General features: G+C 38.1%; 19 protein-coding genes and 1 tRNA gene. 17 read left to right on the plus strand and 3 right to left on the minus strand.

All coding sequences use genetic code 11. The features are described from left to right. Positions 1–44: 44 nt before the first annotated feature. The 4 genes from JNUCC76_RS02450 (at position 45) to JNUCC76_RS02465 (ending at position 6,183) form a co-directional block, all read left to right on the plus strand. On the plus strand, positions 45–2,378 hold the full coding sequence (locus tag JNUCC76_RS02450) for a Xaa-Pro dipeptidyl-peptidase (RefSeq protein ID WP_454155518.1): 2,334 nt from the start codon (positions 45–47) through the stop codon (positions 2,376–2,378). A gap of 139 nt (positions 2,379–2,517) precedes the next feature. Continuing rightward, a complete protein-coding gene (locus JNUCC76_RS02455) occupies positions 2,518–3,003 on the plus strand; it encodes a PTS sugar transporter subunit IIA (protein ID WP_454155520.1) in 486 nt (161 codons plus the stop codon). Between the two features lie 2 nt (positions 3,004–3,005). Continuing rightward, positions 3,006–4,520: a PTS transporter subunit EIIC gene (locus JNUCC76_RS02460; RefSeq protein ID WP_454155522.1), complete on the plus strand. Its 1,515-nt coding sequence runs from the start codon at positions 3,006–3,008 to the stop codon at positions 4,518–4,520. Positions 4,521–4,533: 13 nt separating this feature from the next. Continuing rightward, on the plus strand, positions 4,534–6,183 hold the full coding sequence (locus JNUCC76_RS02465) for an alpha,alpha-phosphotrehalase (RefSeq protein ID WP_454155524.1): 1,650 nt from the start codon (positions 4,534–4,536) through the stop codon (positions 6,181–6,183). A 42-nt stretch (positions 6,184–6,225) separates the two neighbouring features. Here JNUCC76_RS02465 and treR read toward each other — a convergent pair whose 3' ends face one another. Together treR and JNUCC76_RS02475 are read right to left on the minus strand one after the other, a co-directional pair. Further along, positions 6,226–6,948, minus strand: a complete 723-nt coding sequence (gene treR, locus JNUCC76_RS02470; RefSeq protein WP_454155526.1) for a trehalose operon repressor — start codon at positions 6,946–6,948, stop codon at positions 6,226–6,228. A gap of 9 nt (positions 6,949–6,957) precedes the next feature. Next, entirely contained in the window at positions 6,958–8,304 is a 1,347-nt protein-coding gene (locus JNUCC76_RS02475; RefSeq protein WP_454155528.1) for an HD domain-containing protein, read from the minus strand. A 61-nt stretch (positions 8,305–8,365) separates the two neighbouring features. Here JNUCC76_RS02475 and JNUCC76_RS02480 point away from each other — a divergent pair, with 61 nt between their 5' ends. From JNUCC76_RS02480 to alsS, 11 genes are all read left to right on the plus strand, one after another. Then, a complete protein-coding gene (locus JNUCC76_RS02480; RefSeq protein WP_454155530.1) occupies positions 8,366–8,812 on the plus strand; it encodes a YwiB family protein in 447 nt (148 codons plus the stop codon). Between the two features lie 27 nt (positions 8,813–8,839). Then, positions 8,840–9,427 (plus strand): DNA-directed RNA polymerase subunit delta, encoded by a 588-nt coding sequence (gene rpoE / locus JNUCC76_RS02485; protein WP_454155532.1) that lies wholly within the window; start codon positions 8,840–8,842, stop codon positions 9,425–9,427. Positions 9,428–9,634: 207 nt separating this feature from the next. After that, positions 9,635–9,708: transfer RNA gene (locus JNUCC76_RS02490), tRNA-Lys, on the plus strand. A 470-nt stretch (positions 9,709–10,178) separates the two neighbouring features. Further along, positions 10,179–11,573 (plus strand): amino acid permease, encoded by a 1,395-nt coding sequence (locus tag JNUCC76_RS02495; RefSeq protein WP_454155534.1) that lies wholly within the window; start codon positions 10,179–10,181, stop codon positions 11,571–11,573. A 91-nt stretch (positions 11,574–11,664) separates the two neighbouring features. Further along, positions 11,665–12,207 (plus strand): biotin transporter BioY, encoded by a 543-nt coding sequence (locus JNUCC76_RS02500; RefSeq protein WP_454155536.1) that lies wholly within the window; start codon positions 11,665–11,667, stop codon positions 12,205–12,207. Beyond that, entirely contained in the window at positions 12,204–12,509 is a 306-nt protein-coding gene (locus tag JNUCC76_RS02505; RefSeq protein WP_454155538.1) for a CHY zinc finger protein, read from the plus strand. The genes JNUCC76_RS02500 and JNUCC76_RS02505 overlap by 4 nt, the downstream gene beginning before the upstream one ends. Positions 12,510–12,518: 9 nt before the next feature. Further along, the gene (locus JNUCC76_RS02510; protein ID WP_454155540.1) at positions 12,519–13,496 is read left to right on the plus strand and encodes a biotin--[acetyl-CoA-carboxylase] ligase; all 978 of its coding nucleotides are present in this window, start codon (positions 12,519–12,521) and stop codon (positions 13,494–13,496) included. 204 nt (positions 13,497–13,700) lie between these two features. After that, positions 13,701–15,314, plus strand: coding sequence for a CTP synthase (gene pyrG / locus JNUCC76_RS02515; protein ID WP_454155542.1), 1,614 nt, complete (start codon positions 13,701–13,703; stop codon positions 15,312–15,314). Between the two features lie 116 nt (positions 15,315–15,430). Further along, positions 15,431–17,230, plus strand: a complete 1,800-nt coding sequence (gene uvrC / locus JNUCC76_RS02520; protein WP_454155544.1) for an excinuclease ABC subunit UvrC — start codon at positions 15,431–15,433, stop codon at positions 17,228–17,230. A 164-nt stretch (positions 17,231–17,394) separates the two neighbouring features. Next, positions 17,395–18,714, plus strand: a complete 1,320-nt coding sequence (gene obgE, locus JNUCC76_RS02525) for a GTPase ObgE (protein WP_454155546.1) — start codon at positions 17,395–17,397, stop codon at positions 18,712–18,714. A 175-nt stretch (positions 18,715–18,889) separates the two neighbouring features. After that, a complete protein-coding gene (alsS, locus tag JNUCC76_RS02530) occupies positions 18,890–20,575 on the plus strand; it encodes an acetolactate synthase AlsS (protein ID WP_454155548.1) in 1,686 nt (561 codons plus the stop codon). Positions 20,576–21,075: 500 nt separating this feature from the next. On the opposite strand, the gene JNUCC76_RS02535 is transcribed toward alsS, so the two are convergent. Next, positions 21,076–22,305: an aminopeptidase gene (locus JNUCC76_RS02535; RefSeq protein ID WP_454155550.1), complete on the minus strand. Its 1,230-nt coding sequence runs from the start codon at positions 22,303–22,305 to the stop codon at positions 21,076–21,078. 144 nt (positions 22,306–22,449) lie between these two features. On the opposite strand from JNUCC76_RS02535, the gene JNUCC76_RS02540 reads away from it, so the two are divergent. Both JNUCC76_RS02540 and JNUCC76_RS02545 read left to right on the plus strand, forming a co-directional pair. Next, on the plus strand, positions 22,450–23,187 hold the full coding sequence (locus JNUCC76_RS02540) for a GH25 family lysozyme (protein ID WP_454155552.1): 738 nt from the start codon (positions 22,450–22,452) through the stop codon (positions 23,185–23,187). Then, positions 23,184–24,188, plus strand: a complete 1,005-nt coding sequence (locus JNUCC76_RS02545) for a Gfo/Idh/MocA family protein (RefSeq protein WP_454155554.1) — start codon at positions 23,184–23,186, stop codon at positions 24,186–24,188. The genes JNUCC76_RS02540 and JNUCC76_RS02545 overlap by 4 nt, the downstream gene beginning before the upstream one ends.

Genomic DNA, 24,188 nt, shown 5'->3' on the forward strand with positions numbered 1-24,188 from the left:
GTGTTTTTGTCGTATAATGAGATAAAAACAATAAAAGGTATATTATGATTAATCAATATGGTCGAATTGCTGTTGATTCAGCAACCGAATTACAAGAGCTAAGAGCTGTTGGTTTTAACAGTGAAGACTTTGAAACGCTATTGCGACGTGCATTAACAAATTATAAAACTTATGAAGCTCAAAATGACTGGTTGCGGGAGCATCTCGCCACCGATGAGCAAAATATTTTTCTTTTCTTAGAAACAAAACAACCACTCACACAAGCCGTCTTTTATTGTGTTGCTGCTCAACTGTTAGGATTTACGGAGGTTTTGGCGGCTAATGGATATAATGGGGTAGCTACATTTCGGAAGTTAGGTTTACCAATAGTGACGGTAAATAATTTACGTCACGCATGGTATGAGCTGCTAAACAGCCACACAAATAATGGCTTGTTATTTATTGATGAGCTGGCAAGCCAAGGATATTTTGAATCTAATAATCATCGCCTACTCTTTAATGGTAAGTCTTTGCCAACCTATAATACAAACGATTTAATTCGTGAGTCGGTTTGGGTGGAAACCTCTGTTGATACTGATAATGACGGGCGATTTGATTTAGTCCAAGTAGATATTATAAGACCAAACACAAATGAAAAATTACCGGTTCTATTTACAGCATCACCTTATTATCAAGGTTTAAACGAAAAAGAAAATGATGCGAAGGTTCATGATGTTAACGTACCGTTAACAAGAAAGGATACGCATCAACCAGCCCCGAGCAATTTGAACCAGATGGAAGAGACTGTGGAAAAACCGCTTGCGCGTCAAATTAATGGTTATGCTGAAGAAGCTTCTGTCATTTTTACTCAAGAAGCAGGGAAACCTGTTGATTTGAATCAGTATTTTTTGTCCCGTGGCTATGCAGTTGTTTACGCTGCAGGTATTGGCACACGTCATTCTGATGGCATGCAGGATACAGGATCTCCCGAGCAAGTTGAATCAATGAAAAATGTTGTTGAATGGTTAGCTGGTAATAGAGTGGCCTTTACTGATCGCACAAGTAATATTGCTATTGTAGCTAATTGGTCAAATCACAATATTGCAATGACGGGACGCTCTTATTTGGGAACTTTGGCTACGGCAGTTGCCACCACAGGAGTTTCTGGTTTAAAAACGGTTATTTCTGAAGCTGCTATCTCTAATTGGTATCAATATTACAGAGACAATGGTCTGGTTGTCGCACCCGGCGGCTTTCCAGGTGAAGATATGGATGTATTAGCCGAATTAGTATATTCACGGATAAAAGATCCAGCTGACTGGTTAAAAACTAAGAAGCAGTGGGATGACTTTCAAGCGAATACTGAAAAACTCACTGACCGTGTAAATGGCAATTATGACTACTACTGGGATACACGTAATTATTTAAATCAAGTCAAGAATATTAAAGTAGATATGGTAATGATTCATGGTCTAAACGATTGGAATGTTAAACCACGGCAAGTTTATCAATTATGGTCAGCACTCCGCGATTTACCAAACGTTAAGAAAATATATTTACACCAAGGCCAACATATCTATATCAACAACAATCGCTCTTTGGATTTTTCAGATCAGATGAATCTTTGGCTGACTGAGAAATTATTGGATAAAGATGTCAAAGCTAACGAAACATTGCCTACCGTTACATGGCAAGACAATACTGCAGAAGATGCTTGGCATGTCCTAGATGAGTGGGGAGCAAGCAAAAAGAGTAAGTACTATATTGGTAATAATGTGCTTACCACCAATCAAAATAGCGGTGAACTCAATTTTAAGGATTGGTTACCTGAAAATCAGTTCGCTTATTACTGCAATCATTTTGAGAAATGGCGTGACGACACGATTACTGGAAAGTTGTCAACAAATCAGATATTTAAGAGCGAAACTTATACGAGCGAACGAACAGTAGATGGGGAAATCTTATTAAACCTGCGAGTGAAATCATCACAGAATATAGGATTGATCAGCGCAATGGTTGTCGACTATGGGGATGACACATATCTGAAAGAAACACCTACTAACCAAGGAGTGGCGATTGACCGTGGCGTGAATTTTAGTCCGACAGATTTGATGTCGTTTGAATCCAAAAAGTCTGCTTACAAGATGATCACTATTGGTCATATTAATCTACAGAACCGGACAAGTTCTCGTCAAAATGATGACTTATTGTCCAATCAATATGTCGATTTACATTTTGAGTTACAACCAACCTACTACAAAATGAGAGCAGGACATCAATTAGGATTAATTATATATGCGACAGATTTTGAAATGACAATTCGGGGGAATCAATCCATCGCGTACACTATAGATTTATCTAAAAGTTCGCTAGATGTACCATTCGCTTGTAAAAAATAACTATAAAACATGAAGTTTTATCTTGTAATTAAGATAGGGCTTCATGTTTTTAATTGTAACCGTTTACATAATTGTCGGATTGTGTTATTCTTAGTGTAGTAACTAGTACGTACAAGTTGTTTAATTAAAGGAGAATGCTATGTTTGGATTTGGGAAAAAAATAAGCGAAAATGAGAACGTTTACGCACCAGTAACCGGTGAAGTAATTCCTTTAGATAAGGTTTCGGATCCTGTTTTTGCACAGAAAATGATGGGTGATGGATATGCAGTCGAACCTAATGCTTCAAAAATTGTTTCCCCAGTTTCTGGGAAGGTGACGATGGTTCAAGGTCATGCTGTAGGTTTGAAACGCTTTGACGACCTCGAGCTGTTAGTGCATATAGGTATTGATACCGTCTCTTTAAATGGCAAACCATTTACAACGGCAGTGAAAGAAGGCGATATTGTTGATGCAGGCGATGACTTGGTAACAGTCAACTGGGACCAAGTGGAAGAAGCTGGTCTTCCAAAAACAACGCTAGTGTTGATTACAAATACAGCAGATAAATTAGAATCAATTACAGTTCATTATGGACCAGCAGTTGCAGGACAACAGTTGGGTAGTGCTAAGGCAAGGAGAGACTGATTATGGCTAAGGAAGATTATGAAGGCATGGCTCAAGACATCATTAAAAATGTGGGCGGTAAGGATAACGTTGATAAAGTGATACATTGTATTACACGTTTGCGTTTCTATTTAAATGATGAAACTAAGGCCAATACAGAAGAGATGTCAAAAGTACCAGGAATAGCTGGTGCCGTCTATAACAGTGCTTTGGGACAGTATCAAGTAGTTATCGGGCCAGCAGTTGCTGACGTCTACGATAAGGTAGTCGAGCATCTAGGGTCAAGTGTAGTGGACAACGAAGCAACGAATGCAGCAGTAGAAGCAACAAAAGCCAAAGAGCAAAAGCCAAAAAATGTACTTGATTGGTTTAAAGGTGCTTTCCAAACACTAATTGGTACAATCACTGGATCAATGATTCCAGTGATTGGATTACTAGCAGCAGGTGGTATGTTAAATGGATTTCTGACTTTATTGTCAGATCCAAATTTACTTGGTTTAATTAGTACCAAGTCAGATACGTTTACGATTATTCAGTCGATGGCGATGGCACCATTTTACTTTTTACCAGTATTAGTCGGATTTACAGCAGCGCAACAGTTAAAATCAGATCCTTTGGTTGTGGCGGCGATTGGTGCGCTGTTAGTTAAACCAGAAATGATTGGGTTATCAGCGGCAAAGGCTTCAGGTGTGTTGTTAGGTATGCCAATCAACGCACATTTCTTTGGTTTACCTATCACAATACCTAATTACGCATACTCAATTTTCCCAATTATTTTTGCAGCTTGGTTAGCACGTCCTATAGGTAATTGGTTAAAAGATCATTTGCCAGTTTCTATTCGATCAATTTTTCAACCATTAATCACTATTTTCATCGTTGGTTCTGTTGTTTTGGTTATTATGGGTCCTGCGATTACAATGATTTCATCCGGTATATCTGTCGCAATTAATGCACTGTTAAACTTTAACTATGCGCTATCTGGATTGATTATTGGTGGTTTGTATCAAGTTTTGGTTATATTTGGATTACATTGGATGGTTGTTCCTCTTATTGCCAATGAAATCGCACAAACAGGGCAGTCACAATTGAATGCGCTGGTTAACTTCACAATGATTGCGCAAGGTGCTGGTGCATTAGCAGTCTTTGCAAAAACTAAGATTGCTAACTTGAAAGGATTGGCCGGTGCTGGTGCGTTGTCAGCCTTTGCTGGAATTACTGAGCCTGCCATGTATGGTATTAATTTGAAATATGGTCGAGTGTTCGGGATGGCTAACTTAGGTGGTGCCACAGGTGGTTTGATTGCCGGACTGTTCAATCTTCATATGTATGGTTTCACCGGTTCACTAATTGGTTTCCCATCATTTGCTTCTCCAAAGGATAATCCCAATAACTTATTGATTTTCCTTATCGCCTCGGCAGCAACAATTGCCGTGTCGTTTGTAGCAGTTTATCTATGGGGATTTAAAGACAGCGACACGGAACAAGCAGCCGCACAAGTTGAAAAGAAGAATGTCTTCAAAGATGCCATTTCAAAGTGAGGGATAGAAGATTATGACTGAATTAGGAAAACATGTTGTTTATCAGATTTATCCCAAATCATTTCAAGATAGTAATGGGGATGGTGTAGGTGATTTGCCTGGTATCATTCAAAGGCTGCCCTACTTGGCAAAGCTGGGGGTTACCATGATATGGCTGAACCCAGTGTTTCCATCCCCACAAAATGATAATGGCTATGATATAAGTGATTATACGGCGATTGATCCATTATTTGGTACGATGACTGATTTTGAGAATCTGGTCAAAGAAGCTAAAACATACCATATGGGTATTATGTTGGATATGGTATTCAATCACACCTCAACTGATCATACTTGGTTCCAAAAAGCGCTTGCAGGTGATCAAAAGTATCAAGATTATTATTACTTGCGGCCTTACCGTGATGATGGGCATGAGCCAACTAACTGGGTATCGAAGTTTGGTGGCTCGGCGTGGGCCAAATTTGGTGATACTAATTTAGCCTATCTACACTTATATGATCCAACACAAGCTGACTTAAATTGGCATAATCCAGCAGTTCGTCAAGAGCTCTATGATGTTTTAAATTTTTGGTTAGCAAAGGGAGTCCGTGGTTTCCGATTTGATGTGATTAATGTAATCGGTAAAGCTGAAATGCTAGTTGACGATGAAACTGAAAATGGCGGAAAGTTTTTATATACTGATACACCAATTGTCCAAGACTATATACAGGAGATGAACGCAGCCACTTTTGGAAAATATCCTGATGTCATTACTGTAGGTGAATTAAGTTCAACTACTGTGCAAAATACAGCTGCATATACAAATCCTGATAACAAGGCGTTAAGCATGGGGTTCAACTTTCATCATCTAAAAGTTGATTATGATCATGGTAACAAGTGGACAAAAGTGCCTTATGATTTTGAATCATTGCGTCATATTTGGCATGAGTGGAGTCAAGGATTAATGGAGAATCACGGTTGGCCAGCTTGGTTCTGGAACAATCACGATCAACCACGGGCAATAAATCGCTTCATTAAAACACCAAAATATTATCGTGTCGGTGCCAAAATGTTGGCCATGCTTGTTCATTTAAACCGAGGCACACCATATGTGTATATGGGTGAAGAAATTGGCATGATTGATCCAACATATCATAAAATTGAAACGTATGTTGATGTTGAAAGTAAAAATGCTTATCACATGCTATTGGAACAGGGCTTGACGAAACAACAAGCTTTTGAAATTGTTCAAACAAAGTCAAGAGATAACTCACGTGTGCCAATGCAATGGCATAATGAGGCTTATGCTGGTTTTTCAACGCATGAGCCATGGCTACAAAATGCGAATTACGAACAAATTAATGTTGCTGAAGATGAAAAATCAGCTGACAGTTTGTATGCATTTTATCAAAATTTGATTCGTTTACGTCAAGAAAATGAAGTGATTGCTGATGGTGACTATACACCAAAGTATGAGGAATCTGAAGAAATCATTGCCTTTGAACGACAATTGGCGGGGAAACATATTTTGGTTGTTACACACTTTGGTGAAACGCCTGTGTCAATATCTATTTCTGATGAGATTGTTAAAAATGGTCAAGTGTTGGTTACTAACTATCCAGCGCAACCTGTTTCGGGGACAATGCTTTTGAAACCCTATGAAAGTTTTGCAATTGCGTACTAATAAAAAACAACTGCTTGAGTACTTAGTATTTGAGCAGTTGTTTTAAGTTGTTTGTCGTCGTGCAAATTCATCAAACTGAAATTGATCAGGTCTATGTCTTGCAATAGTACGTTGAAAATAGGTTGTGTCAGTTAGGTGACCTTGGCTTTCAACTTGGATTAATCGATTTTCGTCTTCAGGCAAGCCAATCAATAATTTGCGATCAATTGCTGTGACTAGTTCAGCAGTAATTGTTTTTTCAGCATAGGCAACCGACAAGCGGAGGGTATTCTCAATATAAGCATAAATAGAATGCTTAGCTATGTCTTTAGTGAGACCGGGAACAATGTCTGCACGGATATAATCTTCGTCAATGACACTATAAATACCGTCGATAATTCGAACACGAATAATATGATACAAGGGCGTGCCAACAGGAAATAAAGTTGTTTTCTGAGTCTTTTTTGTGACGGTAAGATATTCGAATACAGGAACCTCAGTGACAACATGGAAGTGTTGCAGCTCTTCCAATTCATGAAAACTGGTTAGCCCACTGATTGGAAAGTGACGTAACTGATGGGAAATGACTTGTGACCCTTTACCGCGCTGTTTTTGAATAAGTCCTTCTTCGTCTAATTTTGCGAGCGCTTTACGGATTGTATCGCGAGATGTTTGAAATTGAGTGACCAACTCATTTTCGCTAGGTAGAAAAGAACCAGCGGGGTAAGTATGGTCACGAATGTCATCTTTAATCTGCTGATATATTTTAAAATATAATGGGATCATGTTGAACCTTTAGGATTCTGGATTTGGCGTAGTTAATGCATTGTTACGAATAAAACTGCGGAATTTTTTGAACGTATCAGCGAACAATTCGTCTGGTTCAATATTGAGCATTTCCTTTGGAAAAAAGAAGCGCTGATCTATTGAGGCTTTTCCTTTAATAGCGGCAACTAATGTGGACATATCTGATAATTCACGATGTGAACCATCGGCTAACAAAAAGTCAATTTGTGTTCTTGGCTTGGCGACATTTGGTTTGTAATCATCATAAGGCAAATCATAAGCATTATTGCGCGCCGTGTAAAATCTAGGATTAAATCCAGCATTATCCACAAGCTGCTCGAGTTCTTCAAGTAGTGGGGCCGTTTCGTCGGTGATTTCCATTGATTTTAGCGGGCGGCGTCCCATGAAACGTTGTGATAAATCAGACAAAATAGGATCAGAATGTGATTGCCAAATATTAATATATGTCATAAAAACATTATCATCGAGCTTTAAATATTCAGATAAGGTTAGTTTTTTGTCGCTAAATAAAGGCGCTAGTAGTGGACCAACAAAATCATTTTCTGCAAACTCGCTAGTTGTATTAGAGCGATACAGTTCTTGTGCGCGTTGTAGTAAATGTTCTAGCAAGACTTCCATGCCACGAGATACTGGGTGGAAGTAAACTTGTAAATACATTTGATAACGTGAAACAATATAATCTTCAACGGCATGCATACCTGCGATGTCAAAAGCAATGCCATCAGGGGTTGGTTGCATAGTGCGTAATATTCGATCAATATCGAATTCACCATATTTTGTACCAGTAAAATAGGCATCACGTAGCAAATAATCCATTCGGTCAACATCAATTTGACTAGAAATTAGTTGAACAACTTGTGGATTTTCATAAGTTTTCGCGATAACACTGGCAACTTTGTTTGGAAAGTCAGTTGAAACTTGCGCCAAGACACGGTGGATTTCTGTATCACCAGTAATAATTTCACGAGTCATCGCCTCATGATCTGTATGAAATAAATGTTCAAAGGTATGTGAGAAGGCGCCGTGACCTATGTCATGAAGCAGTGCGGATACTAGTGTTAGCAGGCGTTCTTTCGGATCCCAAATATCACTGTAATACTGTTCAAAGCGTTCCGTGATACGGCGAGCAAGTTCATACGCACCCACTGAATGTCCAAAGCGAGAATGCTCTGCTCCATGGAAAACAGAACTAGCTATACCCAATTGTTTTACACGACGCAATCTTTGAAATTCAGGTGTATTGATGAGATCTAAAATAATTGGATCTTCAATGTGTATGAAATTGTGTATAGGATCGCGTAATACTTTTTCTTTAGGTAATTTTTCTTCTAACATAGTAAGCCCTTTTGCCGTTTCTTATATTATAATAGATTTTAGATTAAAATAGGGGTAAATTATGGCAATTAAAGACCAAACAGACGTTGAAATTCATCTAAAAACGAAAATTCGTCAAGAAAATGATCTTGAAGAGTTTGAATTTCATACAAATGGACAACTTTTTTTGAAAAACGATGCACTTTATTTACGATATACAGAGGTAATTGAGAATCAAAAAACACAAATTATGTTTAAGTTTGAAGAGAACCGTGTACGTATGAATCGATCAGGTGACATTTTAACAAAGTTCTCTTTTATTAAATCACAACGTATCCCCGCTTTGTATCAAACACCAACTGGGCAGATGCAGTTGGAAACATTAACCACATTAATGGCGCTAAACATAGATCATGAAGAAACGCGTGGTGAAGTTGCTATTGACTATGTTCTTTATGCTATGCATCAAATTGTTGGACAATATGAAATTCGGTTGCAATTTATGCCCAAATCTAGTATGCTAGATTAGTTAGAAACCCCCGAAAGGACGTAGAACATGTCACTTACAACATTAGGCAATCACCCTAAAGAAGAATTTGCATTGGTTGAAATTGCAACAGCCATTTTGACAGAACATAAAGAAGCGATGCCTTTTAGTTCATTAGTTCAAGAAATCCAGGAATTTTTGGAAATTGATGCAGAGTCGTTTAAATCACGTCTTTCACAATTTTATACAGATTTGAACACTGACGGTTCATTCATTTCACTTGGAAATAATGAATGGGCTTTGCGTGCGTGGTATCCAGTTGATGCAATCGACGAATCTATCCATGAGCTTGACGATGAAGAAGATGCTCCTAAGCGTAAGAAGTCAGCTAAAAAGAAAGTCAACGTATTTGCTGATAATGCTTCAGATGACGATGTTATCGATTATAATGATGATGATCCTGAAGACGAAGACTTTGGTGCGGTTACTGATGATGATACAGAGACTGACGACGAAGAAACTGAAGTTGAAGTTGAAAGCGATGCTGATAGTAATGACATTGATTTATCAGATGATGAATCAATCGATGCCAATATGACAGAGTTATCTGGTGGCGATGATCTTGATGATCTGAGCGACGGCGACCAAGAAAAATAATTTAGAATGAAAACTACCTGATAGGTAGTTTTTTTTTCTATAAAGATTCAAAAAAAGCTTAATTTTTGTAAGTGACAACGGCTATGTGAATGCTTTTTCGGTTAAATGATAAACGTCAATCAAAAAAAGTAATTTAATTTTAAAAAAAGGGTTGCTTTTTGTTTGGAAAGTCTGTATTATATATAAATGTGCTAAGGCATAAGAAATGCTCCTGTAACTCAGTTGGTTAGAGTAGGGGATTTTTAATCCCAAGGTCCTCGGTTCGAATCCGAGCGGGAGCACTGACGTAAAGTTGGCGACCTTTGGGATAATCCATTTAAAAAGAATTGTTCGTTCAGAACAATTCTTTTTTTGTATATCAATTGGTATATTATAGGGGGAAAGTTGTATTTTAAATACTGGTTAAAACTGACTTTGCAAAATAAGCCAATATAGTGTATTATAAATGAAAACGTTGAAGAGGAAGAGTACTAATAGTTGTTGTTTGAGAGATGTCATGGCTGGTGAAAATGACGCAATGCTGTTTGGAAAACTACCTTGGAAGTGACATACGAGTAGCACAAGTGAAAGTATGACCGGAGTCATTGGTCGTTAACCTGATGAAAGAACTGATGTAATTGTAAAAGTGTTTAAATTTTATAATGAAAAGTTTTATTTGAGTATATTCATGAGGTGGTACCGTGCTAAAAGCGCCCTTAGATTTTTAAATCTAAGGGCGCTTTTTATTCGCGTAAAGAAAAGGGAAATTGTAATGGCAGAGAAGCAAAATAGAGAACTAAACAGAGACTTATCGTCTCGACAAATGCAAATGATTGCGCTTGGAGGCACAATCGGTGTCGGCTTATTTATGGGATCAGCATCTACAATCAAATGGACAGGAGTATCAGTCCTTTTGGCTTATGCAATAGCTGGGTTAGTCTTGTACCTAGTAATGCGTGCTTTGGGAGAAATGCTTTATGTTGATCCTTCTGTGGGGTCATTTGCTAACTATGCGACCAAGTATATTCATCCAGTCGCTGGATATTTAACCGTTTGGGCAAATGTTTTCCAGTGGTTAACAGTTGGTGTTAGTGAAACTATTGCTGTAGGGATGTATCTAGATTACTGGTTTCCAAATATACCCAGTTGGGTCACTGGAGTAGTTGTATTGGCAATGTTAACTGCTGCAAATTTGGTGACGGTTAAAGCTTATGGTGAAATGGAAACATGGTTCTCACTAATTAAAGTGATTACAATTGTGTTTATGATTATTTTAGGATTGCTAGTCATTGTATTAGGATTTGGCAATCATTGGCACCCAATTGGTTTTTCAAACTTGTGGGCCCATGGACCTTTTTTTGCAGGTGGCGTGAAAGGGTTCTTCTTCGCTCTATCTATTGTAATCACATCGTATCAAGCGATTGAAATAATCGGTATTACTGCTGGTGAAGCTGATAATCCTCAAGTTGCTATCGTGAAGTCAATTAAGTCAATTGTAGCTCGTATACTAATATTCTATATTGGGGCAATTTTTGTCATTATCACAATTTATCCATGGGATAAATTAGATCAAGTTGGCTCTCCATTCGTTGAGACTTTCTCACGTGTTGGTATTACAGCAGCAGCTGGTATTATTAATTTTGTGATGATGACAGCGGCAATGTCAGCTTTGAACTCTGGAATTTTTTCTTCTAGTCGCATGTTATACACTTTAGCGCTTGGTAAAGAATTATCACCAAGATTCTTAAAGCTATCTAAGCATCGGGTGCCTACATTACCGGTGTTAGCTATTTCAGGCGGCATTCTTTTAGGCATTATTTTAAACGCTGTACTGCCTTTGTTTTGGAATGGAAGTTCAAGTATTTTTGTGTTAGTTTATTCTGCCAGTACATTACCTGGAATGGTGCCTTGGTTTGTTATTTTGTGGAGTCAAATAAAATTCCGAAAAGAAAATGCTAGTCAGATGGTTAACCATCCTTTTAAAATGCCATTTGCACCTTATACAAATTACTTTGCAATTCTGATGTTGCTTGTGACACTTGTATTTATGGTATTCAATCCAGATACCCGTGTACCACTTTTCATAGGACTCGGATTTTTAATGATGATGACAATTGTTTTTTTTGCCACACGAAAACATCATCACTCGTTAAATAAAACAAATTAATTAAAAACGCCTCAGGCGTTTTTTTTCATGCTTGACAATGATATTTTAGTAAACTAAAATTTATACTATGGTTTACTAAAAGGAGAGCGTTATGAAGACACGAGCTTTGGCAACATCAGCTATTATGTTAGCTGTGATTATTGTTATGGGTGCTATTCCTAGCATTCCGTTAGGATTTATTCCTGTCCCAATTGTTTTGCAAAATATGGGTATTATGTTAGCCGGTGTGATTCTTGGCAAAAAATATGGATTCATTACTGTAGTTGGTTTTTTATGTTTAGCTGCATTAGGACTACCAATCTTAAGTGGTGGGCATGGCGGTTTTGTTGTTTTCATCGGTCCAACTGCTGGTTATTTGTATGCATATCCAGTAGCAGCATTTCTAATTGGTTGGGCAACCGAATGGTTGCGTAAAAATAAAAAGTTTAATTTTGTAACCTTGTGGATTACATTACTGGTATTAGGTGTATTACTTATTGACACTTTGGGTGCTGTGGGACTCAATATTGCTGCGCAGATGCCATTGGATAAGGCATTAATTTATCAAATAGCCTTTTTACCAGGAGATATTATCAAGTCTATTTTTGCGGTGGCAATTGCTGTCGTATTGAACAAAAGAAAGCTTTTACTGTGATTAAAGGAATAAATATTGATCAACAAGGCCGCTGTAAACATTGGCACAGTGAAGTTGACATTGTGGCAAATCGTTGCGCTAGGTGCCGAGATTTTTATTCATGCTATCTTTGTCACGATGAATTGACTACCCATGAATTTATGCCAATGCTAATAGACAGCGAAGAAATAGCAGTTATGTGTGGCGTGTGTGAGTACAAAATGACCGCTTCTGTGTATTTGGACTCAGCCTACAAATGTCCAAATTGCCAGCACCTATTTAATCCTGGCTGTGCATTGCATAAAAATACGTATTTCTGTTAAACTGAAATTATGAATACATCTGAACGACTTTTAGGATTTTTTGTTAAACATGAAAGTGAATATTTGAGTGGAGAAACACTGGCTAATCATTTAGGAGTAAGTCGAGCGGCTATTTGGAAAGCTGTTCAAAAACTAAATGAAGATGGACATCAAATAGAAAGTCAGCATCGAAAAGGATATTTATATAAAGAAACAGGTGTGTTAAGTGTTCCGGTTATTAAAACGTTAGCGTTCTCTGACTGGGATGTAAAAGTATTTGAACAGTTAAATTCTTCCAATTCATACGCTAAAGCGGCACTGGCAGCTGGAGAAATTACCAAGCCCACGGTTATTATTGCTGATCAGCAAACAGCGGCTTACGGACGCTTTAGACGCTCTTTTGTAGCTCAGAGTCAAACAGGTATCTATTTATCTTTTGCTCTGCCAATGAAGGATAATACAACATTAGATCCTGGCTTACTAACGACGGCAACGGCTGTTATGGTGAGAAATGTAATAAAAGAGACATTAGGTTGCCAATTATCATTTAAATGGGTTAACGACTTAATTTTTAAAAATAAAAAAGTTGGCGGTATTTTAACTGAAGGAGTGCTTGACATTGAATCACAAAGTTTGTCGTCGTTAGTGGTTGGCATTGGGTTGAATATAATACAACCAACTCATCTTCCTAATGAATTACAGGAAAAAGTGGGTGGTATGGTGCCAGACCTATTCTTTTCAAGAAATATTATTATTGCACAGCTAATTGATTCATTTTCTGCGATGATAGAAAAGTACCATACGGGTATCTATTTGTCTGAATATAGGGCGCACAATATTGTTTTAGGGCATGAAGTGACCGTTCAATTTGGTACACAGCAAGTGAACGGGAAAGCGATTGCAATTGACGACAAAGGTGCATTGATGCTTGAAACCTCAGATGGTAAAACTGTTACAATTTCTTCAGGTGAAATAACTAAACTGAATATTTGTGGGCAAGCTTATTGATATAAGATTAAGGTTAAAAATAAATACAACATTCATTTGACAAATCCCCCCTAACTCTGTAGTATATATTAGGGCTCCCAATTAAAGGGACAGACGTTAAAAGCTCCCAAGTTAATCTTGGGAGTTTTTGTATTTTATTTAACCCCCCAGTTGTCGCAATAAGACGTGTTAAGCCAATACACGTCAGAATTATGAGGAGGCATTATGGCAGAGAAACAAGTGAAGTATATTTTTGTTACTGGTGGTGTTGTATCATCTCTTGGAAAAGGGATAGTTGCAGCATCATTAGGTCGTTTGCTTAAAAACCGTGGATTGAAATTAGCTATTCAAAAATTAGATCCATATATCAATATAGATCCTGGGACAATGTCACCATATCAACATGGTGAAACGTTTGTTACTGGAGATGGTTTAGAAACTGATTTGGACATGGGACACTATGAGCGTTTCATGGATATTAATACAAACATGTATTCTAACGTGACAACAGGGCGTATTTATTCTGAAGTTTTGGCAAAAGAACGTCGTGGTGATTATAATGGTGGGACTGTTCAAGTGATTCCTCATATCACAAATGCCATTAAAGAAAAGATGCAAAAAGCTGCCGAATCAACAGATGCTGATGTCGTAATTGTCGAAGTTGGTGGAACTGTTGGCGATATTGAAAGCTTGCCATTTGTGGAAGCACTACGTCAAATGAAGTCGGATTTGGGTAGTGAAAATGTTTTCTATATCCATACTAGTTTGATTATTTACCTAGCTGCAGCTGGTGAAGCAAAAACCAAGCCAACACAGCATTCTGTAGCACAATTACGTTCGTTAGGTATTCAACCTGACATGATTGTCTTGCGCACACAACGTCCTCTAGAAGAGAGCTTAAAGCAAAAAATATCAACATTTACCGATGTTAATGAAAATGCAGTTATTGAATCTCGTGATGTAGAAACTCTTTATGAGATTCCGTTAAATTTGCAGGCGCAGGGCATGGATGATGTTGTATTAAATAAGTTGAAGCTTGATGCGCCAAAGGCTGACATGTCTGATTGGGCAAAGATGGTTGAATTAATTAAGCATCCTAAGAAAACAGTTAATGTGACTTTGGTTGGTAAATATACTGATTTGCCTGATGCTTATATCTCTGTTAACGAAGCCCTGAAGCATGCAGGTTATGCACAAGATGCCGATGTAAAGATTAACCATGTAAAATCAGAAAATGTTACACCAGAAAACGTTGCTGAATTGTTAGCAGGTGCTGATGGCGTGATTGTACCTGGTGGATTTGGTGAACGTGGTACTGAAGGTAAAATTCAAGCCATTCGTTATGCGCGTGAAAACAATATTCCTTTCTTAGGCATTTGCTTGGGTATGCAACTAGCATCAATCGAATTTGCTCGTCATGTTTTAGGTTATAAAGATGCGAATTCAACAGAATTAAATCCTAATACTTCAGCGCCAATTATTGATTTGATGAAAGATCAAGCCAATGTCGAAAACTTAGGTGGTACGCTACGTCTGGGATTATATCCAGCAATGCTGTTACCTGGCACATTGACAGCCAAGGCTTATGGTGATCAATCAGAAATCGAACAACGTCATCGTCATCGTTATGAATTCAATACACAATATCGTGAAGAATTTGAAAAGGCGGGTATGTTATTCTCGGCAACATCCCCTGATAACCGTTTGATGGAAGTTATTGAGTATCCTAAGAATGATTTCTTTATCGCAGCACAATATCATCCAGAATTTTTGTCAAGGCCAGATCGTCCTGAAGGTTTGTATCATGACTTTGTGGCTGCCTCAATTAAAAATAGTTAATTTATAGCATTTTTTAGTTAGATAAAATATCCCTTTAACACTTTCGTGTAAATGGGGTATTTTTTAATTAACATTTTGGGAGCTGACAAACTTGACAGACAAGGTATAATGAAAACATGTTAGCAAATACAACACAACATATCGAACAAAAATTAATTTTATTACCCAGTGAACCTGGTTCATATCAGATGAAAGACCAGAATGGCAAAATTATTTATGTTGGTAAGGCCAAAAATCTAAAAAATCGTGTTCGTTCATACTTTAAGCAAGATCATGACGGAAAGACAGCTGAATTAGTATCCAAAATAGTTGATTTTGATTTCATCGTGACAAATTCTGATAAAGAAGCTTTTTTGTTAGAAAATGAACTGATTAAGAAGTATAAACCATACTACAATATTCGTTTGAAGTATGGTACAGGCTATCCTTATATCAAGATTACAAAAGAACGTAATCCAAAAATGGCTTTAGTGAATGAGGTAAAAAAAGACGGTGGTTTTTATTTTGGACCTTACCCAAACGTTTATGCTGCCCAAGAAACGCTAAGGTTTCTAGAGAAGAACTATCCATTGCGACGCTGTAATGGACCACAAGGTAGACCGTGCTTGTACTATAATATGGGTCAATGTCTGGGCGCTTGTTTCCGTGATGTTCCTGTCCAAGAATATAATGATCAGATCAGCCGAATCAAAAAGTTTCTTGATGGTGATACAAAGATTGTCAAGAAACAAATAGCTGAAAAAATGCAAGTTGCAGCATTGTCATTGGAATTTGAACGGGCTGCGGATTTGCGTGATCAGTTAAAGTATATCGACGAAACTGTTGAGAGCCAACGTGTACTATCAAAAGACACTACACCAAGAGACCTATTCAATTATTATATGGATAAAGGCTGGATGACCGTTGAGGTATTCTTTCTACGGCAAGCCCGTTTGATTCGTCAATTTAAGCGGACATTTTCCATTGTGGGTGAGGCTGATGAAGAAGTTTCCAGTTTTATTCAGCAATTTTATTCGCAAAAAAATATCCAAAAGCCCCGCGAAGTTTTAGTACCGAAAGGAATTGATACTAAGGCATTATCTGATGTTTTAGAGGTGCCAGTTAGAATACCTGTGCGTGGCGAAAAACGAGAGTTACTTGATTTAGCTGCTAAAAATGCTCGTATTGTGTTAGAGGAAAAATTCCGACTAATGCAATTGAATGAGCGAAAAACGACTGGTGCAATGAAGGAAATTACTGATGCACTTCAAATACCTATGGGCCATCGAATTGAAGCATTCGATCACTCTCATACACAAGGAGTTGAAATTGTCAGTGCCATGGTTGTTTTTGACGATGGGATCCCTAATAAAACAGAGTATCGTAAATATAAAATTAAATCGACAGATCATGCAAATGAATGGGCAGAAACGCAAGAGGTTATTCGTCGCCGATATTCTCGTCTATTAAAGGAAGGTGGCGATTTTCCTGATTTAATTTTAATGGATGGCGGCGAAATTCAATTACATGCGGCGCAAGAAGTGTTAGAGGATGAGCTTGGGTTAACAAATATACCAATTGCCGCGATGGTTAAAAATGATAAGCATAAGACGGCCGATCTAATCGATGGTGTGACTAATCAGATAGTTACTCTTGATAAACAATCAGAGGGTTTCTTTTTAATACAACGCGTACAAGAAGAGGTACATCGATTTGCTATTAGTTTTCATCGTCAGTTGCGTTCAAAAAATTCACTTGCTTCGCGTTTAGACACGATACAAGGTGTTGGTCCGAAAACAAGACAAAAGCTTTTGAGAGAGTTTGGGTCGTTACCCAAAATTACCGCAGCAAGTGTTAGCGACTTAGTTGACATTGGTATTAATGAAAAATTAGCACGCGTGATTCATTTGTCGCTCTCGGCAGGTGATAATAGCTAAGATGGCTTATATATGTTAAACTAGAGTGTTAATTATTCGCAAGCTCTTCGTTGTAGAGCAGTAAAGGAGAAAAGGCGCCGCAGGATAGTCAGCTAAACGATTAAGTTAAATGTTAATTTTTTGGTTTACAAGCAAAGAATATATCTGCTCGCGCTCTAATAGATATGGCATTCGTAGATCAAGCACAAATAGAAGTAAAGGCCGGAAAAGGCGGTGACGGTATTGTTTCATTCCGTCATGAAAAATTCGTGGCAATGGGTGGACCCTTTGGTGGTGATGGTGGTCATGGCGGTTCAATCATCTTTAAAGTAGATGAAGGCCTGCGCACACTGATGGATTTTCGTTATAATCGGCATTTTAAAGCTCAGCCAGGTGGTAATGGGGGCACAAAAGGGATGACCGGTGCTTCAGCTGATAACCGTGTGGTTAAAGTACCACAAGGTACCACCGTCAGCGATGCTGATACAGGTGAAGTATTGGCTGACATGCTCGAAAACGGCCAAGAACTTGTGGTTGCTAAAGGTGGGCGTGGTGGACGTGGAAATATTCATTTTGCTACGCCAGCAAACCCAGCGCCAGAATTGTCAGAAAACGGTGAACCTGGCCAAATTAGAAATCTAAAGTTAGAGCTTAAAGTACTGGCTGATGTTGGTTTAGTTGGATTTCCTTCTGCCGGTAAATCAACACTCCTGTCAGTTGTTTCAAATGCTAAACCAAAAGTAGCGGCTTATCATTTTACAACGTTATCACCAAACATTGGTATGGTTCGTCTAGATGACAATCGTGATTTTGTTATGGCTGACTTGCCAGGATTAATTGAAGGGGCTTCTCAAGGTATCGGGCTGGGGTTCCAATTCTTACGTCATGTGGAACGAACTAAAGTTATTCTGCATCTAGTTGACATGTCAGGTATTGAGGGGACAGATCCTTACACACAATATCGTAAAATACTAGATGAGCTACAACAATATGATGAGACGATTTTAAGCCGACCACAAATTGTTGTACCAACTAAGATGGATATGCCCGATTCTGAAGAAAATCTTGCCAAATTTAGGAAAGAAGTTGCTACTGATTCTGGGCTACCCATTCAACCAAAAATTGTACCGATATCATCAATTACACGCGATGGTGTCAAGGACTTAATGCGTTTAACAGCAGATATGCTAGTCACAGCACCAGCGCCTGAAAGTTATCGACCAGAGACCAAAAAAGATACATCTGAAAAGAGCTACACGTTCAAACCGGAAACACATGATTTCACAGTCGAGTGGATTGCGGATGAAGAGCGTTGGTTGCTTAGCGGTGCTGAAATCGAGAAGTTATTCTTAATGACTAATATTCAGCGTGATGCAACAATTATGCGATTTGCTCGTCAACTACGTCATATGGGCGTTGATGATAAACTTCGCGAAGCTGGAGCTAAAGATGGTGACGATGTGCGTATCAATAATTCCGACTTCGTATTTGAATTTAGTGAATAAATATTCTCAAAAAAGGTTTGTCAATAAGACAAACCTTTTTTTACGTAAAGATCTATATCTGTTCTTGTGAAAATAATACCTTATTGTATAAGCAATCTTCACAATTTTAAGACTACTCAAATTTAATCAAGAGTGCTATGATGAAAATATTAAGATAAGGTGAGGCAAATGAATCATGGTAAATAAAAAGTATGGTGCAGATATTGTTACTGAGAGTTTAGTCAATCATGGTGTTGATTTGGTTTTTGGAATTCCAGGTGCCAAAATTGATCGCTTATTTGAAACATTAGAACATCCAGCCGAAGGTCAAAGAGTACCTAAATTAGTTGTTGCACGTCACGAACAAAACGCAGCTTTTATGGCACAGGCATTTGCTCGTATAACAGGGAAAACAGGTGTTGTGATTGCCACCTCTGGCCCTGGCGTCGGCAACTTAGCTACTGGATTAATGACAGCAACTGCTGAAAGCGATCCTATTGTAGCCATTGGTGGTCAAGTACCGAGAAATGATTTATATCGTTTGACTCATCAATCAACAAATTCAGTTGCATTGTTTAGTCCGATCACAAACCTCGCTTCAGAAATTCAAGATCCAAATAATATTTCAGAAATTATTGCTAATGCTTTTGCAGCCGCTAATGGTGCTAAAAAAGGTGCGACTTTTGTTTCATTGCCACAAGATGTAGACGATGCACAAGTAACTATTGACGCACTTCCTAAAATTACCCCTGCACAGCAAGGCGCGGCCGCTATTAAGGATATTGATTGGTTAGCTGAACAAATTAAGGCTGCAAAGTTACCAGTGTTGCTTGTGGGATCGCGTGGATCTGATGATGATACTGTTACTGCACTTCATCAATTACTGAAACAAACGACTTTGCCAGTCGTTGAAACTTTCCAAGGCGCTGGTGTAATTTCACGTGAATTAGAACCGAAAACATTTTTCGGCCGTGTTGGCCTGTTCCGTAATCAAACTGGTGACAAACTGCTAAAGCAATCAGATTTAGTGATTACTTTGGGTTATGACGCAATTGAATATGAACCACGTAACTGGAACAAAGAAAACAATTTGAACATTGTTGCTTTGGATACAACACCAGTTCAAATTGATAATAATTTTGTACCGCAACGGCAGTTGGTCGGGGACTTAGCACAAAGCCTGCGTTTATTGATGGAACGTCTCAACGGATATGAATTGCCAACAACTAGCAAAGAAATATTAAAAAAATTGAAAGAAGATCTACGAGCATCTGACGAACCTTCTTATACACCAGCACAAGGGGACTTGAACCATCCCTTGGATGTTATTAAGTCAATCCAATCCCATGTGACAGATGATATGACAGTATCAACAGACATTGGTTCACACTATATCTGGATGGCACGTCATTTCAAGTCTTATGTTGCGCGTCACTACCTTATCTCGAATGGCATGCAAACGCTTGGGGTAGGGTTACCTTGGGCTTTAGCGGCGGCAATGGTTCGTCCTAATGCCAAATCGGTATCAGTATCTGGTGACGGGGGTTTCTTCTTCTCGGCGATGGAATTGGAAACGGCAGTACGTTTAGGATTAAATACAGTTCATATCGTTTGGAATGATAATGCATATTACGACATGGTTAAGTTCCAAGAAGAAATGAAGTACAACGGCCAGTCAGCAGGAGTTAAGTTTGGTAATATTGATTTGGTTAAGTACGCTGAAAGCTTTGGGGCCAAAGGCTTACGTGTTGAAACACCAGATGAGCTTGATACTGTGTTAGACGAGGCATTTGCAACACAAGGACCTGTTGTTGTAGATATTCCGGTAGATTATTCACATAACTATGAGCTTGGTTCACAATTGATTGGTTCTGAGGGATAATATTATAATTAAAAAGGAACAGGCTCAACATTAGCCTGTTCCTTTTTAATATGTTAAATTGATTTTTCTATAGTTCGTGTTAAGAGGATGCTTTCAAAGACCACAAATACAATTAACTGAGGCCAAAAGGTAAGGCCTAGAATATTATTTGTAAAGGTATTAGTGAGCACGAAAGTGCAGCCGATATAACAAAAGTAGTATAGCGACAATAATTTATAGGGGACGCTAGAATTATTTGTTAAATGAGGCAACTGAAGTAAGTAAATTAATGCAATTAGGGTTGTAATGACTAATATAAAACGGAATCTTATACTACTTTGGGGATGAAAATACCAAAAATCAATATGACCTATAATTGCGATGAAAATAATGAAAAATAGATCATAAAGTCTTTTTGACCTTGGTCGGCCACCATCCCAATTATCTAATAGATTATTAAACATACGTAAACCTCTAACCTAGTGTATCACTTATTCAAAGTTTGGGTAGTATGCAGGAACTTATGCCCAATCACCTGAACGGAATACTGGTACAACTTCACCATCTTGAGTGACACCATCAATGTCCATGTCATTTGATCCAATCATAAAGTCAACATGTTCATCTGAAATATTCCATCCACGCTTTGCTAAATTCTCCGGTTTTTCTGTTTTTCCACCTGAAATATTAGAAGCATAAGCAGCACCGATGGCCAAATGATCGGAAGCATTTTCATCAAAGAGGGTATTGTAGAATAAAATACCACTTTGTGCAATTGGTGAAGGGTCAGGTACTAGGGAAACTTCACCTAGTGATTTAGATCCTTCGTCAGTATTGATGATTTTTTCTAATACATCTAATCCAGAAGTAGCTTGTGCTTTGACGATACGACCATCTTCAAAATCTAGTTCAATATTTTCAATGACATTACCTTGATAAGACAGTGGAAGCGTTGCGGCCACATGACCATGAATATTACGGTTATCTGGTGCTGTAAAGACTTCCTCAGTCGGCATGTTTGGAATGAAGATGTTGCCGGCTTTATCTTGTGAGTAAGCAGCCTCCCAAACATGACCTTCAGCTAATCCAATTGTGAAAGCTGATTTTGCGTTTTTGTAATGTAGTTCTTTGAAATTTTGCTCGTTTAACCAATCGGCTTTGCTTTTGAGTTTGTTGATGTGTAGATCCCAGTTATCCACTGCATCACTATTATCATCAATACGCACATCTTTGAGAATTTCTTCCCACAAGCGGTTAACTGCATCTTGTCCTTTTAAATCTGGGAATACTTTTTCTGCCCATTCTTGACCAGCTGCTGCCACAACAAGCCATGAGATATCATCTTTCATCGTTGCTTCACGAACGCGGAATAATGCTTTTTGATTGGCTTTTGTCAATGTAGCTAATCTTTCTGCATCAACGTCAGCCAAACCATCAGGATCTTGTGAAATTAATGAAATGCGAGAGGCATATTTGTCCATTAATTCATTTGCTTTAGTTACCTGATAATTTGGTACTTCTTTCAAACGGTCTAGCGATGTATGATTTAGAAATGCTTTGGCGATCGTTTGATCTGACCATTCCATAACTACCTCGTGAGCACCTGCTTTATAAGCTTCGGCAACAATTTTACGAGCAAAATAAGCTTCGTCAACTGCCGCGTAAAGGATGATTGTTTGTCCGGGTTGGACATTAACCCCTTTTTTTACGATGAGTTCAGCGTATTTGTTGAGTTTTGTTTCTAAAGACATGTTTTCTCTCCGTGTGAGTAAATTTAGTTTGTCTGTCAATTTTCCCATTAATGCATCATGTTGGCAAGTTCTTTGTTATTGATTTATCATTTTCGTAAGGCATGTTAATAGGCGTAAGTATCTATTTTCTTGTATAATAATAGTATGGAAAATGTATTTGCAAGTGCTTCACAATATAAAACTAAAAAATTACTAACATTTACTTCTTGGCTATTGATTCTGTCTGGTATTATTTGTTCATTTACTGTCTGGGTTTTTGCGAAACCAGTGGTGACACAAACAAATACAATTCCTAGCGGCTTTTCAGTGCAGGGTGTGTCAATTAACCAAACATCTAACTATGTTGATTTCAATAATCTAGTAAGTAATGGTGTAAGCTTTGTTTATATGCGCACGACATCTGGTAGTTCAGTCATGGATAGTGGGTATAAATCGAGTTTTTCCCGCGCTAAATCAGCCCATTTGAAAGTTGGGACCATTCATGTGTACGATGCGAGCGTCACAGCAGCGACACAAGCACAATACTATATTGACAATGTGGGAAACAATATTGGTGAGCTGCCAATTGCAATTTCAGTGACTGCTGATCAGATTAGTACGGCAACCTCCAAGCAACGTTTAGCATCGCTAGTTCAAATACTAGCTTCACACTATAATCATGACATGGTTATTTATACAACACCAAATGTTCAAAAGAAGTTGTCGTCCACAATTTCAAAAACAAAATATTGGTTGATTGAAGACAATACAAAAAATACAGACAGCAAGAACTTATTTATTCAATATGATGAAGATCAAACAATTGGATCAGGGTTGAAGGCGATTAAAATGCCAACGACAGTGTTTAATGGCACGCAAAAACAATTTGAGGTGTACAAATGATTAAATTGGGTATTATTGGTACAAGCTGGATCACGGCAATGTTCATTGATGCAGCAATAAAAACAAACGCGTATGATTTAACAACAGTTTATTCACGTTCACAAGATAATGGTGAAAAATTTTTAGCATCATTAGACATTGATACAGATAATGTTGATGTAGTTACTACTTTAAGTGACTTATATCAAAGTATCGATGTGGTTTATATAGCATCACCGAACGCTTTACATTTTGAACAGGCTAAGGTAGCCATTCAATCCGGCGTTCACGTGATTGTTGAAAAACCTTCGTTCAGTAACCCAACAGAGTTTGAGAAAATAGAATCTCTACTAGCAAAACATCCAGATGTGCGCTTATTTGAGGCTGCTCGCCATGTTCATCAACCAAATTTCAAGGCCGTTCAGGAAACAGTCGCAAAGATGGCTCAGTTACAAGGGGCAACGCTAGTTTATCAAAAGTACTCATCCCGTTACGATGCTTACTTAGCTGGGCAGGAACCAAATGTTTTGACGAGAGAGTTCAGTGCTGGTGCGTTATATGATTTGGGCGTCTATCCAATTTACGCAGCCTTGGCTGTTTATGGTGCACCTAATGCCGTACAGTATTTACCTAGACTATTACGCAACGGGGCTGATGGTAGTGGTGTAGCCAACCTATTTTACGACAATTTTAATGTAACTGTTATCTTCGGTAAAACTTCAAATTCGTATTTACCAAGTGAGTTTTATGGATTAAAGGATACAATCAGTGTCAGCAACATTGCAGAACTTGAAAAGGTTACTTATTATGATGGTGAAGGAAATAGTAATCATTTAGGAGATGTACCCGAAGAAAATCCCATGATTCGTGAGAGTCAGGATTTTGCAAATATTATTAACGACCCAACTACAAATCACGCTGAATATAGTCAGTGGTTTCAGTTGGCGAAGCAAGTGAACCAGACATTGTTTGACTTGCGTCAGTCTGCAGGCATTGAGTTTCCTGCAGATATTAAGGAATAA

The sequence above is a fragment of the Leuconostoc sp. JNUCC 76 genome (genome assembly GCF_053667755.1).

Coding starts and splice junctions, on each gene's coding strand:
- alsS (WP_454155548.1), top strand. CDS start 18,890: ATGGTAAATAAAAAGTATGGTGCAGATATTGTTACTGAGAGTTTAGTC.
- rpoE (WP_454155532.1), top strand. CDS start 8,840: ATGTCACTTACAACATTAGGCAATCACCCTAAAGAAGAATTTGCATTG.
- JNUCC76_RS02475 (WP_454155528.1), bottom strand. CDS start 8,304: ATGTTAGAAGAAAAATTACCTAAAGAAAAAGTATTACGCGATCCTATA.
- JNUCC76_RS02495 (WP_454155534.1), top strand. CDS start 10,179: ATGGCAGAGAAGCAAAATAGAGAACTAAACAGAGACTTATCGTCTCGA.
- treR (WP_454155526.1), bottom strand. CDS start 6,948: ATGATCCCATTATATTTTAAAATATATCAGCAGATTAAAGATGACATT.
- obgE (WP_454155546.1), top strand. CDS start 17,395: ATGGCATTCGTAGATCAAGCACAAATAGAAGTAAAGGCCGGAAAAGGC.
- JNUCC76_RS02540 (WP_454155552.1), top strand. CDS start 22,450: ATGGAAAATGTATTTGCAAGTGCTTCACAATATAAAACTAAAAAATTA.
- JNUCC76_RS02450 (WP_454155518.1), top strand. CDS start 45: ATGATTAATCAATATGGTCGAATTGCTGTTGATTCAGCAACCGAATTA.
- JNUCC76_RS02465 (WP_454155524.1), top strand. CDS start 4,534: ATGACTGAATTAGGAAAACATGTTGTTTATCAGATTTATCCCAAATCA.
- JNUCC76_RS02510 (WP_454155540.1), top strand. CDS start 12,519: ATGAATACATCTGAACGACTTTTAGGATTTTTTGTTAAACATGAAAGT.
- JNUCC76_RS02535 (WP_454155550.1), bottom strand. CDS start 22,305: ATGTCTTTAGAAACAAAACTCAACAAATACGCTGAACTCATCGTAAAA.
- JNUCC76_RS02460 (WP_454155522.1), top strand. CDS start 3,006: ATGGCTAAGGAAGATTATGAAGGCATGGCTCAAGACATCATTAAAAAT.
- JNUCC76_RS02545 (WP_454155554.1), top strand. CDS start 23,184: ATGATTAAATTGGGTATTATTGGTACAAGCTGGATCACGGCAATGTTC.
- pyrG (WP_454155542.1), top strand. CDS start 13,701: ATGGCAGAGAAACAAGTGAAGTATATTTTTGTTACTGGTGGTGTTGTA.
- JNUCC76_RS02480 (WP_454155530.1), top strand. CDS start 8,366: ATGGCAATTAAAGACCAAACAGACGTTGAAATTCATCTAAAAACGAAA.
- uvrC (WP_454155544.1), top strand. CDS start 15,431: ATGTTAGCAAATACAACACAACATATCGAACAAAAATTAATTTTATTA.
- JNUCC76_RS02500 (WP_454155536.1), top strand. CDS start 11,665: ATGAAGACACGAGCTTTGGCAACATCAGCTATTATGTTAGCTGTGATT.
- JNUCC76_RS02455 (WP_454155520.1), top strand. CDS start 2,518: ATGTTTGGATTTGGGAAAAAAATAAGCGAAAATGAGAACGTTTACGCA.